This is a genomic window from Pseudomonas rhizoryzae, from assembly GCF_005250615.1.
GTDB classification, from domain to species: domain Bacteria; phylum Pseudomonadota; class Gammaproteobacteria; order Pseudomonadales; family Pseudomonadaceae; genus Chryseomonas; species Chryseomonas rhizoryzae.
In genome coordinates this window covers 17,500-32,418 of the sequence record NZ_SULM01000005.1, presented here as the reverse complement: position 1 = coordinate 32,418, position 14,919 = coordinate 17,500, and the positions used below count along the sequence as shown (strand labels likewise).

The 14,919-nt window shown below is 66.3% G+C and carries 15 protein-coding genes and 1 pseudogene; 9 read left to right on the top strand and 7 right to left on the bottom strand.

What is annotated here, in order from left to right; genetic code table 11:
* Positions 1–152: 152 nt before the first annotated feature.
* Together FAZ11_RS24955 and FAZ11_RS08815 are read right to left on the bottom strand one after the other, a co-directional pair.
* Positions 153–635 (bottom strand): annotated as a pseudogene (locus FAZ11_RS24955) (nucleotidyltransferase family protein); the annotation flags it as partial.
* A gap of 2 nt (positions 636–637) precedes the next feature.
* Positions 638–1,627 carry an XdhC family protein gene (locus FAZ11_RS08815; protein ID WP_058771841.1) on the bottom strand — a complete coding sequence of 330 codons (990 nt, stop codon included), beginning with the start codon at positions 1,625–1,627 and terminating at the stop codon, positions 638–640.
* Positions 1,628–1,770: 143 nt separating this feature from the next.
* Between FAZ11_RS08815 and ku the strand changes: the two genes are divergently transcribed.
* The 6 genes from ku to FAZ11_RS08785 all read left to right on the top strand — a co-directional run bounded on the left by ku (position 1,771) and on the right by FAZ11_RS08785 (position 8,340).
* The gene (gene ku, locus FAZ11_RS08810) at positions 1,771–2,640 is read left to right on the top strand and encodes a non-homologous end joining protein Ku (protein WP_058771840.1); all 870 of its coding nucleotides are present in this window, start codon (positions 1,771–1,773) and stop codon (positions 2,638–2,640) included.
* A gap of 11 nt (positions 2,641–2,651) precedes the next feature.
* Positions 2,652–5,213 (top strand): DNA ligase D, encoded by a 2,562-nt coding sequence (gene ligD / locus FAZ11_RS08805; protein ID WP_058771839.1) that lies wholly within the window; start codon positions 2,652–2,654, stop codon positions 5,211–5,213.
* A gap of 115 nt (positions 5,214–5,328) precedes the next feature.
* Positions 5,329–6,342, top strand: a complete 1,014-nt coding sequence (locus tag FAZ11_RS08800) for an acyl-CoA dehydrogenase family protein (protein WP_167497011.1) — start codon at positions 5,329–5,331, stop codon at positions 6,340–6,342.
* On the top strand, positions 6,330–7,091 hold the full coding sequence (locus FAZ11_RS08795; RefSeq protein ID WP_240043564.1) for a PIG-L deacetylase family protein: 762 nt from the start codon (positions 6,330–6,332) through the stop codon (positions 7,089–7,091). The genes FAZ11_RS08800 and FAZ11_RS08795 overlap by 13 nt, the downstream gene beginning before the upstream one ends.
* The gene (locus FAZ11_RS08790) at positions 7,088–7,687 is read left to right on the top strand and encodes a methyltransferase (protein ID WP_058771836.1); all 600 of its coding nucleotides are present in this window, start codon (positions 7,088–7,090) and stop codon (positions 7,685–7,687) included. The genes FAZ11_RS08795 and FAZ11_RS08790 overlap by 4 nt, the downstream gene beginning before the upstream one ends.
* Positions 7,684–8,340, top strand: a complete 657-nt coding sequence (locus tag FAZ11_RS08785; protein ID WP_058771835.1) for a glycosyltransferase family 2 protein — start codon at positions 7,684–7,686, stop codon at positions 8,338–8,340. The genes FAZ11_RS08790 and FAZ11_RS08785 overlap by 4 nt, the downstream gene beginning before the upstream one ends.
* Positions 8,341–8,366: 26 nt before the next feature.
* On the opposite strand, the gene FAZ11_RS08780 is transcribed toward FAZ11_RS08785, so the two are convergent.
* The gene (locus FAZ11_RS08780; RefSeq protein WP_420849641.1) at positions 8,367–9,158 is read right to left on the bottom strand and encodes an AraC family transcriptional regulator; all 792 of its coding nucleotides are present in this window, start codon (positions 9,156–9,158) and stop codon (positions 8,367–8,369) included.
* An 80-nt stretch (positions 9,159–9,238) separates the two neighbouring features.
* Here FAZ11_RS08780 and FAZ11_RS08775 point away from each other — a divergent pair, with 80 nt between their 5' ends.
* Complete coding sequence (locus FAZ11_RS08775) at positions 9,239–10,249, top strand: bile acid:sodium symporter family protein (protein ID WP_058766138.1); 1,011 nt, start codon at positions 9,239–9,241, stop codon at positions 10,247–10,249.
* 24 nt (positions 10,250–10,273) lie between these two features.
* Here the strand turns inward: FAZ11_RS08775 and gorA are convergent, their stop codons facing one another.
* Together gorA and galU are read right to left on the bottom strand one after the other, a co-directional pair.
* Entirely contained in the window at positions 10,274–11,647 is a 1,374-nt protein-coding gene (gene gorA, locus FAZ11_RS08770; protein ID WP_058766139.1) for a glutathione-disulfide reductase, read from the bottom strand.
* 127 nt (positions 11,648–11,774) lie between these two features.
* Positions 11,775–12,605 carry a UTP--glucose-1-phosphate uridylyltransferase GalU gene (gene galU, locus FAZ11_RS08765; protein ID WP_058763173.1) on the bottom strand — a complete coding sequence of 277 codons (831 nt, stop codon included), beginning with the start codon at positions 12,603–12,605 and terminating at the stop codon, positions 11,775–11,777.
* A 239-nt stretch (positions 12,606–12,844) separates the two neighbouring features.
* Here galU and FAZ11_RS08760 point away from each other — a divergent pair, with 239 nt between their 5' ends.
* A complete protein-coding gene (locus FAZ11_RS08760; protein ID WP_237141906.1) occupies positions 12,845–13,327 on the top strand; it encodes a hypothetical protein in 483 nt (160 codons plus the stop codon).
* Positions 13,328–13,475: 148 nt separating this feature from the next.
* A complete protein-coding gene (locus tag FAZ11_RS08755; protein WP_058763169.1) occupies positions 13,476–13,850 on the top strand; it encodes a hypothetical protein in 375 nt (124 codons plus the stop codon).
* Here FAZ11_RS08755 and FAZ11_RS08750 read toward each other — a convergent pair.
* Together FAZ11_RS08750 and FAZ11_RS08745 are read right to left on the bottom strand one after the other, a co-directional pair.
* Complete coding sequence (locus FAZ11_RS08750; RefSeq protein ID WP_058771832.1) at positions 13,816–14,166, bottom strand: antibiotic biosynthesis monooxygenase family protein; 351 nt, start codon at positions 14,164–14,166, stop codon at positions 13,816–13,818. The two genes, FAZ11_RS08755 and FAZ11_RS08750, sit on opposite strands and share 35 nt — an antisense overlap.
* Positions 14,163–14,870, bottom strand: a complete 708-nt coding sequence (locus FAZ11_RS08745; protein ID WP_058771831.1) for a glutamine amidotransferase-related protein — start codon at positions 14,868–14,870, stop codon at positions 14,163–14,165. Before FAZ11_RS08745 ends, FAZ11_RS08750 begins: the two co-directional genes overlap by 4 nt.
* Between the last annotated feature and the right edge of the window lie 49 nt (positions 14,871–14,919).

The following is a 14,919-nucleotide window of genomic DNA, read 5'->3' as shown; positions in this document are numbered from 1 at the left end:
CACAGGGCTTTCACCCCCGTTGGAAGAGCGGTGAATTGGGGAAGTTCGAGGCCGGTCGCGGGCGGTTTTTCCAGGTCGGCCGGGGTGTCGATGTCGAGCTGGATGCCGGCGTCGGCGACCTCCAGCTCTAGCACCGACGCCTCGCGCAGCAGCCGTTTCGCTCCTTCGTCGCCCCTCAACTCGCCAAGCGCAGCGGCATAATTCCGACCAAAGAGCACGGGATGCCCGCGTCGCCCCGCGTGGACCGGCACGACGATACGGTCGGGCCGCTGCAGCTCGAGCAGTTGGCGAGCGGTCGTCGGATGAATGAAGGGCATGTCACCCAAGGCCACCAGCCAGCCCCCAGCAGCGGACGTCGCCCGCACCGCGGCGGCCAGGCTGTCGCCCATCCCCGTGGTGGGCAGGCTCAGCACCTGCAGCCCTTCCTGGCGAGCCAGCGCGGCGCGCCAGGGCGCTGCGCTGGAAACCACGGCCAGGCAAGGCAGGCCGAGCGTCGTCCAGAGGCGGAAGGTCGCCTGCAAGACGCTAGATTCGGCATAGCCAGGTAGCGCCGCCTGCAGCTTGTCGCCCCCGCCCGCCGCGCGGAAGCGGCTGCCGGAACCGGCAGCCAGGACGAGGATCTGTACCGGCGCCACGCTCAGGCGACCTGCTCCACCGCCACCAGCGCGCGCTTCTTCTGGGTCAGGGCGATGCCATTCTTCACCGCCACCACCTCGGCCAGCAGCGAAAGGGCGATCTCCGGCGGCGTATGGCTGCCGATATGCAGGCCGATGGGGCCGTGCAGGCGATTGATCGCGGCGACGGGTACATCCAGCTGCAGCAGGCGCTCACGGCGCTTGTCGTTGTTGCGCAGCGAACCCAGGGCGCCGACGTAGAAGGCGTCGGATTGCAACGCCGTCAGCAAGGCCAGGTCATCCAGCCGCGGATCGTGGGTCAGGGCCACCACGGCGGTACGCTCGTCCGGCCGGATCGCCAGCACGGCGTCGTCCGGCATACCGGCGATGAACCGCGCCTGGCGCGTCTCCCAGCCCAGGCGGAATTCCTCACGCGGATCGCAGACCAGCACCTCGAAATCGAGCATGGCGGCCATGTCGGCCACGTACAGCGACAGCTGCCCGGCACCGATCAACAGCAGGCGCCAACGCGGTCCGTGGACCAGGCGCAGGCGGTGTTCGTCCAGGGCGACCGGCTCGTCGCGGGTCGTGGCGGTGATGCGCACCGCCCCCGTCGCCAGGTCCAGCTCGCGCAGGGCCAATTCGTGGCCGTCACAGCGTTCCAGTAGCTGCGCCACCCACTGCCAGTCATCGACGCGCTCCTGCACCAGCCGCAGGGTGCCACCGCAAGGCAGCCCGAAACGCGCGGCCTCGTCCCCCGAGACGCCATAGGTGATCACCTCGGGCCGCTCACCAGCGAACTGGCCGGCATGCAGCCGGGCGATGAGGTCGTCCTCGATGCAACCGCCGGACACCGAACCGCAGACCTGGCCATCGCCGCGCAGCGCCAGCATGGCGCCGGGCGGGCGCGGCGAGCTGCCCCAGGTCTGGACCACGGTGAACAGGCTCACGCAGTGGCCGGCCCGGCGCCAGGCCACCGTCGTGCGCAAAACTTCTTGATCGACACTGTCCACGCCTACTCCCCTCTACCCTGCGCCTGCGGCGGCAAAATCACTGTTCGGGGGTAGAACCCAACAACGGAGCGGGGTTCCCCGGGGCGGAACCCCATGGATCGCCGGCCTATCCATAGGGGACATCCCCTGCCTGGAGAACGCCCATGCCACGCTCGATCTGGAAAGGCGCCGTCAGCTTCGGCCTGGTGCACATCCCCGTCTCGGTCGTCTCGGCGACCCGGCAGTCGGGCATCGACTTCGACTGGCTGGACGACCGCAGCCTGGATCAGGTGGGCTACAAGCGCATCAACAAGACCACCGGCAAGGAGGTGCCCAGCGAGCACATCGTCAAGGGTGTCGAGCATGGCAAGGGGCAGTACGTGGTGCTCAGCGACGAGGAGATCCACAACGCGCTCCCGGAGGCCACCCGCACCATCGATATCCTCGCCTTCGTCGAGGCGCGCGAGATCTCCATCCTGCACTTCGAGAAGCCCTACTACCTGGCACCGGACAAGAACGGCGAGAAGGTCTATGCGCTGCTGCGCGACACCCTGAGCGCCGCCGGCAAGGTTGGCGTGGCCAACCTGGTGATGCATACCAAGCAGCACCTGGCGGTGATCATGCCGCTGGGCGACGCCCTGGTGCTGAACACCCTGCGCTGGGCCGACGAGGTGCGCTCCGCGGAAGACGTGGGTCTGGAAGGCCTGGACGCCAAGGTGACCAAGAAGGAGGTGGACATGGCCCAGCGCCTGGTGGAGGACATGACCGAGCAATGGGACCCGGCCCAGTACCACGACACCTTCAAGGACAACGTCATGGCCCTGGTCGAACGCAAGCTCAAGGACGGCAAGCTCGAAGCCGTCGCCGAAGAGCCGGCGACCGAAGACAGCGGCGCCGACGTCATCGACCTCACCGAACTGCTGCGCCGCAGCCTGGGCGGCAAGCGCAAGGACAAGGACCCGGAGCCACCCAAGGCTAAGAGCGCCAGTCGCCGCCGCAGCTCGACCGCCAGCCGCACCCGCAAGGCCAAGTGAGGAGCGCCGCCATGGCCAGCTCGACCAGCGAATACAATCGCAAGCGCAACTTCGACATCACCGTCGAACCCCGCGACGAGGACAATCCCCGCCCCCGCAAGGCCAAGGGCGCCCTGACTTTCGTCATCCAGAAACACGACGCCCGCCGCCTGCACTACGACTTCCGCCTGGAGCTGGAGGGCACTCTCAAGAGCTGGGCGGTGCCCAAGGGCCCAAGCCTCGACCCCGGGGAGAAACGCCTGGCGGTGCAGGTGGAGGATCACCCCCTCGCCTACGGCAGCTTCGAGGGCAGTATTCCCGAGGGGCAGTACGGAGCGGGCGATGTCATCGTCTGGGACCGCGGCGAGTGGCAGGCCGACGGCGATGCGGCGGCAGGCTATGCCGCCGGCAAGCTCAAGTTCGAACTCAGGGGCGAAAAGCTCCGCGGCCACTGGACCCTGGTACGCACCCGGCTGCGCGGGCACAGCGACAAGCCGCAGTGGCTGCTGATCAAGGAACGCGACGACGAGGCCCGGGATACCGCGGACTACGAGGTGACCGCCGCCGAACCCGACAGTGTCCTGAGCGACAAGACCCTGCCGCGCTTGAACCGGGGCCAGGGCAAGGCCAAGGCTGCCACCAAACCCAAGGCCACCCAGGCGCCCCAGCGCCAGGGCACGGCCAAGGCACGCAAGGCCAAGCTGCCCGAGACCCTGGACGCCGAGCTGGCGACCCTGGTCGATAGCCCTCCTGCCGGTGACTGGCTCTACGAGGTGAAATACGACGGCTACCGCCTGCTGGCCCGGGTGGAGGGCGACCAGGTACAGCTCTTCACCCGCAGCGGCAACGACTGGACCGCGCGCTTGCCGGAACAGGCCAAGGCCCTGGCCGCGCTCGGCCTGGAGAACGCCTGGCTGGATGGCGAGATCGTGGTGAACGATGCCCAGGGCGTGTCGAGTTTCCAGGCCCTGCAAAACGCCTTCGAAACCGCCAAGGACAGTCGCATCGCCTACTACCTCTTCGACCTGCCCTACCTCAACGGCGCGGATCTGCGCGAGGTGCCCGTCGAGCAGCGCCGCGAACTGCTGGGCAAGCTGCTGGAAGAACGCAACGCCAGCGACCTGCTGCGCTTTTCCGCGGCCTTCGAGGTGCCGGCCGACCGCATCCTGGCCAGCGCCTGCGAGCTGGGCCTGGAAGGGGTCATCGGCAAACGACTCGGCAGTCCCTATCGGTCCCGGCGCAGCAAGGATTGGATCAAGCTCAAGTGTGCCCATCGTCAGGAATTCATCATCGTCGGCTATACCCCGCCCAAGGGTGGCCGCCAGCACCTGGGCGCGCTGCTGGTCGCCCTGCACGATGATCAAGGCGAGTTGCACTACGCCGGCAAGGTCGGCACCGGCTTCACGGCGGCGCAGCTCAAGCAGCTGCATGAGCGGTTTCAACCGTTGATCAGCGACCGGCCTCCGGTGGTGGACCCGCCCAAGGGCGCCGCCTATCGGCAGGTGACCTGGCTCAAGCCCGAGCAGCTATGCGAGATCGCCTATGCCGAGATGACCCAGGACCGCATCGTGCGCCAGGGCGTCTTCCACGGCCTGCGCGACGACAAGCCGGCCAGCGAGATCGGTCTCGAAACGGCGACGCCGGCCCGCGAAGCCGAACGCGCCGACCGTACTCCGCGCAAGGCGAGTGGCAAGCAAAAGGACGCCGAGGTGGCCGGCGTACGCATCAGCCACCCGGAGCGGGTGATCGACGACGCCAGCGGCGCTCGCAAACTCGACGTGGCTGGCTATTACGCCGCCGTCGCGGACTGGATCCTGCCACACCTGGCCGATCGCCCGGTGGCCCTGGTGCGCACGCCCGAAGGCATCGCTGGCGAGCAGATCTTCCAGAAGCACAAGCAGACCCTGGCGATCCCCCACATCCGCGAACTTGATCCCGCGCTGGACCCCGGTCATGCACCGCTGATGGTCATCGACAGTCGCGACGCCCTCATCGGCGCCGCCCAGATGGGTACCGTGGAGCTGCATACCTGGAACGCCACCGCCGACCGCATCGAGCGTCCTGACCGTTTCATCCTCGATCTCGACCCCGATCCCGCCCTGCCCTGGTCACGCATGGTGGAAGCGGCGGAACTCACCCTCACCCTGCTCGACGAACTGGACCTGCAGGCCTTCGTCAAGACCAGCGGTGGGCGCGGCCTGCACCTGGTGGTGCCGCTGGATCGCCGCCAGGATTGGGATACCGTCAAGGCCTTCGCCCAGGCCGCGGCCCAGCACCTGGCCAATACCCTGCCCAAGCTCTTCGTCGCCAAGATGGGTGCGGAGAATCGCCGCGGCCGCATCTTCGTCGACTATCTGCGCAATCGCCAGGGCGCCACCACGGTCAGCGCCTTCTCGCTGCGCGCCCGCCCGCACCTCGGCGTTTCCGTCCCCGTGGCCCGCAGCGAGCTGGCCAGACTCGAGCGAAGCGACCAATGGCACTTCGATACCCTGCTGCAACGCCTCGAAGGGCTCAAGGACGATCCTTGGGCCGGCTACGCCAAGGTGCGCCAGGGGCTTACCCGGGCCCGCCGCCAGCGCCTGGGTGTGGACTGAGGCATGCCTGCCGTCGCCAACGTCTCGCCCAAGCGAAACCCCTCGGCGCTCGCCATGGTCTGCAACTAGGAGCGTTGTCGTGGACAACGCCGTCGCCAGCCACGGGATGGAACCGATGTCGATCAATCTGGATAGCCTTCAGGACACCCTGGATGAGTGGGCCTACGACGAGGTCACTCCCGCACTGCTGCAGCAACGCCTCCAGACGCTCAATCAGCGCGGCCTCGACCGCCTGCCACTGCCTGGCCAGGGTCGCACCCTGGACCGCTGGCGCGCCCTCGCCCAGGTCGCCAAGCTGGACCTGGGCCTGGTCAAGCTCTACGAAGGCCATACCGATGCCCTGGCCATCCTGGCCGAACTCGACGGCTTCACCGCACCGCCGGACAGCCTTTGGGGCGTCTGGGCGGCCGAACCCCCGGATGCGCGTCTGCTGGTGCGTTATAGCGTCGACAGCATGGTGACCCTGCACGGCCGCAAATCCTGGTGCTCGGGTGCCTCCCTGGTCAGCCATGCCCTAGTCACCGCCTGGATGGACGATCATCCCATGCTGGTGGCGGTGGGAATGAACCAGCCCGGCGTCGAGGTCACCCAGGACGGCTGGCGGGCGATCGGCATGCAGGCCACCGGCAGCGTCGATGTCGTGTTCGACGGGGCCGCTGGCGTGCTGGTCGGGGCGCCCGGTCGCTATCTGCATCGACCCGGCTTCTGGCATGGCGGCGGTGGCATCGCCGCCTGCTGGTTCGGCTCATCGACAGCCCTCGCCGACACCCTGAGGGCGCACTGCAAGCGCCATCGCGAGCCCCATGCCCTGGCCCACTTGGGCCATGTCGATGCCGCCCTGCTCGGCGCCGCCACCGCGCTGCGCCAGGCGGCCGACTGGATCGATCGCCATCCCGAGGACGATGCGCGCTACCGCATCTGCCAACTACGCGCCCTGGTCGAGCAATGCGCGGAAATCGTCGTGCGTCATACCGGCCGGGCCTTCGGCGCCGCGCCGCTGTGCCGCGATGCCTACTGTGCCCGGCACATGGCCGACCTGCCCGTCTATCTGCGTCAGAGCCATGCCGAGCGCGATCTGGCGGTGCTGGGCGATCTCAATCTGCTGGAGGGTGCCCCTTGGCAACTGTAGGTGACCGTCAGATCCAGGGTGCGGGCACCTCGCCCGAAGCCTGGGCCCAATGGAGTGGCTTTGCCAGCATGCCCGAGATCGAGGCGGCCCAGCTCGTCCCGCTCGGCCATCGCGCCGTGATCGTCGCCCCCCATCCGGATGACGAGATCCTCGGCTGTGGCGGCCTGCTCTACCTGCTAAACGAACTCGGGCGCCGTCTGGCGCTGGTGGCGGTGACCGATGGCGACGGCAGCCATCCGCAGTCAAGCCTCTGGCCGGCGAGCCGGCTGCGCAACACCCGTCCGCTGGAAACCCGCGAAGCCTTGCGCCGTCTGCATCTGGAGCGTGCCACCGTGACCCGCCTGGCGATCCCGGATGGCCAGGTGAGCGACCAGGAAGAAGCCCTGCAGCGACGACTGCTCGAGGTGCTCACGCCCCAGGACATCGTCTTCGTCACCTGGCGGCTGGATGGCCATCCCGACCACGAGGCGACCGGTCGGGCCGCCGTCGAAGCCTGTCGGCTGCGCGGTATCCGCTGTATCGAGGTGCCGATCTGGACCTGGCACTGGGCCACGCCGGGCGACCCCCGCGTGCCTTGGGAGCGAGCCCGGCGGCTGAATCTGGAACAGGACGTTCTGGCAGTGAAGAAACAGGCGGTCAATGCCTTCGGTAGCCAGTTGAGCGAAGACCCCAGCACCGGCCAGGGTCCGATCCTGCCACCGGCGGTGGTCGCCCGGCTGACCCGTGCCTGGGAGGTCTATCTGACGTGACCGTCTCCATGAGCTACTTCGATACCCTCTACGCCGGTAACGCTGATCCCTGGGACTATCGCCATCGCTGGTACGAGGCGCGCAAGCGCGATCTGACCCTGGCCATCCTGCCGCATCGGCGGTACACGCAGGGCTACGAACCGGGTTGCTCCACCGGTGAGTTGTCCCGCCGTCTGGCCGAACGCTGCGACCACCTGCTGGTGAGTGACGGCAATGTCTCCGCGGTGGCCACCGCCAGTGCGCGCCTGGCCGATCAGCGCCACGTCGAGGTGCGCCATCTGTTGCTGCCGGGTGGCTGGCCCGAGGGCGTCTTCGATCTGATCGTCATCAGCGAGATCGGCTATTACCTCGGCGAACAGGGTCTAGCTGCCTTGCTGGACCACGCCCACAGCGCGCTGCTGCCGGGTGGCGTGCTGCTCGGCTGTCATTGGCGCCACCCCATCGACGGTTGCTCCCTGACCGGCGACCAGGTCCACGAACGCCTGGCCGCCCTGCCCGGCCTGCACCGCCTGAGTCATCTCGAAGAATCCGATTTCGTCCTCACCCTCTGGTCCTCCGACCCCACCTCCGTCGCCCGCCGGGAGCAGCTTCTATGATAGGTGCCGTGATACCTGCCCATAACGAAGAGCAACATGTCGAACGCTGTCTGCTGTCGGTCCTGCGCGCGGCCAGGCATCCCGCGCTGCTGGGTGAAGAGGTCGAGATCGTCATCGTGCTCGACAGCTGCACCGATGGCACCGCCGGCATCGTTCGCCAATTGCCCGTCACCATGTTGGAAATCTGGGCCTGCAACGTCGGCATGACCCGGGCGTTTGGCGCTGCCCATCTGATCCAACGTGGCGCCCGCTGGCTGGCCTGTACCGATGCCGACTCCGAAGTGGCGCCGGACTGGTTCGCCGCGCAACTCGCCTACGGTGCCGAAGCCGTCTGCGGGGTGGTGGAAGTGGACGACTGGGCGCCGCATTCCGCCAGCCTGAGAGCGCGCTATGAAGCGGCCTATCACGACCGCGAAGGCCATCAGCACATCCACGGCGCCAACTTCGGTATCGCCACCTCCGCCTATCTGCGCGTGGGCGGCTTTCCCGCCATGGCGGCCAACGAGGATGTCAGCCTGGTGGCCGCGCTCAAGGCCGATGGTGCAGACATCGCCTGGAGTAACAGTGTCCGGGTACGTACCAGCTCGCGGCTCGATTGCCGTGCCCGTGGCGGCTTCGGTGACTATCTGAGTCTACTTGGGGCCACCGCCTAGAGTGCTGTAACCACGCAAACACCACACTAGCCCCCCAGGGCGAAAGCCCCGGGCGTCGCTCCGAATTGCCGGCGAAAGGCAGCGATGAAGGCCGAGGGCGAGTTGTAGCCGCAGTCCAAGGCCACTTCGGTGACCGCGGCGCCCTCTTCCAGACGCTCCAGGGCGCTGATCAGCCGCAGCCGCTGGCGCCAGGTTCTGAAGGTCAGCTGGGTATCGCGCAGGAAGGCACGACTCAGCGTCTTTTCCGAGGCGCCCACCACCTGTGACCACTGCGCCAGGGTGCGGTCATCCGAGGGATTGGCCGCCAGGGCCTCGCACAGTTGGCGTAGCCGGCCATCCTGAGGCGCTGGCAACGACAGCCCCACCTCGGGCGCCGCCTGGAGTTGATCGAGCATCACCGACACCAGGCGGCCGTGCGCGCCCGTCTCGTCATACTCCCGTTCGAAGCCGCTGAAGGTCTTGATCAACTCCCGGATCAGGGCATTCACCGTGATCACCCGGCACTGACTGCCCACGTAGGGTGCTGCCTCGGCGCTGACATAGAGGCTGCGCATCTCGGCCCGGGGCGAGGAGCGCACCTGATGTTCCACGTCGGCGGCGATCCACACCGCCCGCTGCGGCGGTGCCACATAGCTGCCCTCGGCCGTCGTCACCGTCAGCACCCCCTTGATGGCATAGGACAGTTGCCCCCAGGGATGGCGATGCCAGGGGGTCCAGGCCGGTTGCTCGAGGGATTCGACCCGCGCATAGAGGCGGCGCGGCAGGGTCGCGAGATCGGGAACCAGGCGCTCCACGGCGCCCTGTCCGTTTGGCGATATCATTGGGGCTTTTCGCGTTAGCCGGATTGGTCAGCAGACGATAGCCTTGCAGGCTATTCGTACACAACCCGAGAGAGACCATGGCTCGTCCCCGCCTGATGCCTGACAACTTCACCCTGCTGCTGGTCGCCACGGTGATCCTCGCCAGCGTCCTGCCCTGTCGGGGCCTCGCCGCCCAGATCGCCAACGTGGTGACCAACATCGCCATCGGCCTGCTGTTCTTCCTGCACGGCGCCAAGCTGTCGCGCCAGGCGCTGGTCGCCGGCATCACCCATTGGCGCCTGCATCTGCTGGTGTTCAGCTTCACCTTCATCGCCTTTCCGCTGCTCGGCTGGGCCCTGCAGCCGCTGCTGGCGCCGCTGGTCACGCCCGAGCTCTATCTCGGCGTCCTGTTCATGTGCGCCTTGCCAGCCACCGTGCAGTCATCCATCGCCTTCGTCTCCATGGCCCGCGGCAACGTCTCGGCGGCGGTGTGCAGCGCCTCCTTGTCCAGCCTGATCGGTATCTTCCTCACCCCGCTGCTGGTACGGCTGCTGCTGGATGCCCACGGCGGCTCGGACGGCCAGAGCACCCTGGATGCCATCACCAAGATCTGTGTCCAACTGCTGCTGCCCTTCATCGCCGGCCAGTTGCTGCGCCCACTGATCGGCAAATGGGTGGATCGCCACAAGGGTTCGCTCAAGTTCGTCGACCAGGGTTCCATCCTGATGGTGGTCTACACCGCCTTCAGCGCGGCAGTGATCGAAGGGCTGTGGCGGCAGACGCCGGTGCTGTCGCTGGTCGGACTGGTATGCATCTGCGCTACCCTGCTCACCCTGGTGCTGCTGGCCACCCGCTATAGCGCCCGCCTGCTGGGCATGAGCAAGGAAGATGAAATCACCGTGGTGTTCTGCGGCTCCAAGAAGAGCCTGGCCACGGGCGTGCCCATGGCCAAGGTCCTCTTCGGCAACAGCGCCATGGGCCCGGTGCTGCTGCCCATCATGCTGTTCCACCAGCTCCAGCTGATGGTCTGTGCGGTGCTGGCCCAGCGCTATGCCCGGCGCCAGGTGGTGGAAGTCGCCCCGCCGGTGGCGGTCCCTGCCACCAAGTGATCCGCGCGGAGGCCAGGCGCGCGATCAGCGCGCCGGGTCTTCGTGGACCGGCTTGCGCATCGTCACCCACTCTTCCGCGGCGGTGGGATGGATGCCCAGGGTGTCGTCGAAGCAGGCCTTGGTCGCCCCTGCCTTCAAGGCGATGGCCAGACACTGGATCTGCTCGCCGGCATCCGGCCCGACCATGTGGCAACCCAGCACCTGGTCGCTGTCGGCATCCACCACTAGCTTCATCAGGGTGCGTTCCTGGACATCGGTCAGGCTCAGCTTGGTCGGCCGGAAACTGCTCTGGAAGATCTTCAGGCGATGGCCACGCTCACGCGCCGCCTCTTCACTCAGACCGATGCTCGCGAGGTTAGGCAGGCTGAACACGGCGCTGGCGATCAGATCGTAGTTCAGCGGCCGGTAGCTTTCCGGATTGAACAGATGGCGCGCCAGGGTCATGCCCTCGGCCAGGGCCACCGGGGTCAGTTGCACGCGCCCGATGACATCGCCGATGGCGTAGATGGAGGGTTCCGTGGTCTGGAAGGTGTCGTTTACCGCCACGAAGCCCCGTTCGTCCAGGCTGACGGCGGTGTTTTCCAGGCCCAGGTCATCCAGCATCGGCCGGCGCCCCGTGGCATAGAAGACGCAATCGGCCTCCAGGGTACGGCCGTCCTTGAGCGTCACCTGCAGGCTGCCATCGGCGGCCTTGTCGATACGGGATACGTCGGCGTTGAACTGCAGGTCGTGACCGCGCTTCTGCATCTCATCGCGCAGGTGCTCGCGGACGCCGCGATCGAAGCCGCGCAGGAACAGCTCGCGGCGATACAGCAAGGTGGTCTTGGCGCCGAGGCCCTGGAAGATCGAGGCGAACTCCACGGCGATGTAGCCACCGCCCACCACGATGACGCGCTTGGGCAGTTGTGGCAGGTAGAAGGCCTCGTTCGAGGTGATGGCATGCTCGCGCCCCGGGAAATCCGGTACGTCCGGCCAGCCCCCGGTGGCGATCAGGATGCGCGCGCAACGATAGCGCTGGCCTTCCACCTCGACGGTGTGGGGATCGAGGATGCGGGCATGGGCTTCCAGCAGGGTCACCCCGCTGTTGACCAGCAGGGCGCGATAGATGCCATTCAGGCGGCGGATCTCATGGTCCTTGCTGGCGACCAGGGTGTTCCAGTCGAACGCCGGTACCTCGGCGTCCCAGCCATAGCCGCGCGCCTGGCGGAATTCATCGCGAAAGGACGCACCGTAGATGAAGTATTTCTTGGGCATGCAGCCCACGTTCACACAGGTGCCGCCAAGGTAGCGGCTTTCCGCCACCGCTACCCGGGCGCCGAAGTCGGCGGCGAAGCGTGCGGCGCGCACCCCGCCCGAACCGGCACCGATCACGAAGAGGTCGAAATCATAGGTCGTCATGGAACACTCTCTTGGTTGCTGCTGGCACCAGCATAACGCAAGCCGCCCAGGGCAAAGGCCGCTGGGGGGCCAATCGCCGAAAACGAAAAGGCCACCCGCAGGTGGCCTGTTCGACTGCACGACGGGCTTACATCGCCTTGTACAGATTCTCGAAGCAGAAGTTGGTGGCTTCGACGAAGCCTTCCGCGCTACCGCAATCGAAACGCTGGCCCTTGAATTTGTAGGCCAGTACGCAACCGTCCTGGGCCTGCTTCATCAGGGCGTCGGTGATCTGGATCTCGCCACCCTTGCCCGGCTCGGTTTGTTCGATCAGGTCGAAGATGTCCGGGGTCAGGATGTAGCGGCCGATGATCGCCAGGTTGGAAGGGGCATCTTCCGGCTTGGGCTTCTCGACCATCTTGTTCACGCGGTAGATGTCGTCACGGATCATCTCACCGGCGATCACGCCATACTTGTTGGTCTCGTTGGCCGGGACTTCCTGGATGGCCACGATGGAGCAACGGAACTGGTTGTACAGCTTGACCATCTGCTTGAGGACGCTGTCGCCTTCCAGGTTCAGGCAGAGGTCGTCCGCCAGCACCACGGCGAAGGGCTCGTCACCGATCAGCGGGCGGCCGGTCAGGATGGCGTGACCCAGGCCCTTCATCTCCACCTGACGGGTGTAGGAGAAGGTGCAGTTGTCGATCAGGTTACGGATGCCGACCAGGTACTTTTCCTTGTCGGTGTTCTTGATTTGGCTTTCCAGCTCGTAGCTGATGTCGAAATGGTCTTCCAGCGAACGCTTGCCACGACCGGTCACGATACCGATCTGGTGCAGACCCGCTTCCAGGGCTTCCTCCACGGCATACTGCACCAGAGGCTTGTTCACGATGGGCAGCATTTCCTTGGGCATGGCCTTGGTCGCGGGGAGAAAACGAGTGCCATAGCCGGCTGCCGGAAACAGACATTTGGTGATCATGGGAGTCCTTTGATCTGTACGTGAAGGCAAAACGAACGGCGGTCTATCCAGCCGCTTGTCGCATACAATGCCCGAAGCGCGCGGCGCTGGAAATAGCCAGACCTGGGCGCTCGCTGGACGTGCGGATACGACTCCAGGAATCCCGCTCGGTTCTGCGCAAAACATCAAAGAACTGCTATCGTCCAAAGTTTGGAACCAGCGTCACGACTCCGCGGATAGATCTCGATATGAAGAAATGGATGCTCCCGTTGCTATGTATTTCTCTTGTTGGCTGCTCCCTGGGCGGTCATCAAGAGGCGAACGAGACACCCCCGCTGAGTGAGGACCAGATCAGCCTCCTGCGCCAGAACGACCTGCTCCAGGCCAAGTTGCTGATCCTGGGAAGCAGCGAAGAGCAACTCCGGCTCGCGGATGCCCTGCTGATGCGCAATGGCGGCAGCAGCCTGGACGGCGAAGTGGAGTTCTACCGGGCCGTGATCGCCATCAAGCAGGGCCCGCAGACCGATGACGTGCTGGAACTGCTCAACCAGTCCGCGGAAAAACGCTATCCGTTGGCCTTCGCCCTGCTCTATCGCATCTACTCCGAGCCCTTCCTGTTACCGGAGGCCGACCCCATCCAGGCCCAGACCTACAAGAGCGCCTATGCGGAGTTGGCGGTGGCCAAGAGCGGCTATCCGTCCTTCGAAAAGGCGGTGGAAGTCACCCGCCAATTGACGCCCTGAGCGAGCCGCTCTAGTAAGACCCTTTGCGGCCGTTCACAGTCTGCACATGGCAAATGAGTAGCCGTTTGACCTTTCACCCAGATGAATGATGTCAAACGGCCGCATGACGCTAGCATTGAGCCACCGTCATGTACTCCAGAGCCCGCCCATGTCCACCCTTGGCAAGCTGTCTCCCGATATCGCTGCCGTCCGGACGGTGACGCGTCGCTTCGTCCTGCTGCTGACGGCATTCCTGGCCCTCGCCGTGCTGCTGACCCAGCTGCCCACCTTCACCAATGCCTCGCGAGGCGAGACCTGGGAGATCCGTGGGGGGCAGATCCCGCTGATGCAGAATCCCTACATGCCCGAGCGTAGCGTGATCGCCAACCGCCAGCTGATTGCCATGCTCAAGCCCGGCGACCGCATCCTGATCCTGGAAAGCACGCCCTTTCGCCCCTGGAAGAAGGTCATGCTGACCGGCGAACAGAACGCGGTCGGCTGGATTCGCGTTACCCCCGCGTTGGGAGCGGTTCGTATGGAGTGACGGTGTCCCGCCCCGCCACCACGTCCCACACCCGCGTGCGGTACCAGAGATACCAGCGTTCCCGTCCCAGGCGTTGTGCCTCCCGGTGCTCGGGCTGCCTCCCCCAGTCGGCGGCCGCCTGGCGGTCGGTCCAATAGGATAGGGTGATCCCTAGGCCTTGCGCGTCCCGGACCGACTCGACGCCGAGGAAACCCGGCTGTTCGGCGGCCAGCGTCAGCATGCGCTGCGCCATGCTGGCGTATTCCGGATCGTCGTCGGCCCGTTGCGAGGTGAAGGCGACCACCACGTAAGACGGCGGCAGATCGAACGTCTTCATGCGCCCTGCCCTCGTTGACGGGCGACGCTGGCGAGCCAGGAACGTACCGCGCCCGGCACCTGCCCGGTCAGGGCTTCGCGCTCCGGTTGGTAGAGGGTGCCGAAATGACAGGGGTTGGTGGTCAGCTCCAAGGCCAGCGGCAGTCCCTCGTCATCCCAGGCCAGCACCTGCCAACCGGCGGCGAGCAGGGTCGCCAGGTACTCGGGATTCAGGCCGAAACGGCAGTGAAAGCCGGCACGACCGCGCTCGCGCCCTTCTACCTGGGCCAGTCGGGTGCCGGGTACGAGGCGTACTTCTTTTTCGACCTCGACCAGCGCGCAGCTCAGGGGCGCCAGCAAGAGACGCTGCGCCTCGGGCTCTTCCTCGCCATGGACCAGATCGCTGCAGCCCGGTAGCGAGGTGGCATGCTCCAGCAAGGCATATTGCAAACCACCGCAGGTCCCGAGAAAGGGCACCTGGCGTTCCCGCGCCGTGCGAATGGCACCGAGCACGCCACGGCGACTGAGATACGGGCTACCGGGTATGCACCAGAGGCCATCGCAGCGGGGCAGCCCGTGCTCGGCGGACGTGGAGTCGAGCCAGCGGAACTCGACGGTCAGCTCAAGCGCCTGGGCCGTCAGCGCCAGGGCTTGGGGAATCGCCCGGTGCGCCACGATGGAAGGATCGTGGTCGCCCAACAGCATGAGGATAAGGGGCGTCGCCATGGGTGTTACCTCGCGGGTAGTGGAAGGACGCGAGGCACAGTAAGGTGGC

Coding starts and splice junctions, on each gene's coding strand:
- galU (WP_058763173.1), bottom strand. CDS start 12,605: ATGATCACCAAATGTCTGTTTCCGGCAGCCGGCTATGGCACTCGTTTT.
- FAZ11_RS08760 (WP_237141906.1), top strand. CDS start 12,845: ATGCTCCCGTTGCTATGTATTTCTCTTGTTGGCTGCTCCCTGGGCGGT.
- ligD (WP_058771839.1), top strand. CDS start 2,652: ATGGCCAGCTCGACCAGCGAATACAATCGCAAGCGCAACTTCGACATC.
- FAZ11_RS08745 (WP_058771831.1), bottom strand. CDS start 14,870: ATGGCGACGCCCCTTATCCTCATGCTGTTGGGCGACCACGATCCTTCC.
- FAZ11_RS08755 (WP_058763169.1), top strand. CDS start 13,476: ATGTCCACCCTTGGCAAGCTGTCTCCCGATATCGCTGCCGTCCGGACG.
- ku (WP_058771840.1), top strand. CDS start 1,771: ATGCCACGCTCGATCTGGAAAGGCGCCGTCAGCTTCGGCCTGGTGCAC.
- FAZ11_RS08775 (WP_058766138.1), top strand. CDS start 9,239: ATGGCTCGTCCCCGCCTGATGCCTGACAACTTCACCCTGCTGCTGGTC.
- FAZ11_RS08750 (WP_058771832.1), bottom strand. CDS start 14,166: ATGAAGACGTTCGATCTGCCGCCGTCTTACGTGGTGGTCGCCTTCACC.
- FAZ11_RS08785 (WP_058771835.1), top strand. CDS start 7,684: ATGATAGGTGCCGTGATACCTGCCCATAACGAAGAGCAACATGTCGAA.
- FAZ11_RS08800 (WP_167497011.1), top strand. CDS start 5,329: ATGTCGATCAATCTGGATAGCCTTCAGGACACCCTGGATGAGTGGGCC.
- gorA (WP_058766139.1), bottom strand. CDS start 11,647: ATGACGACCTATGATTTCGACCTCTTCGTGATCGGTGCCGGTTCGGGC.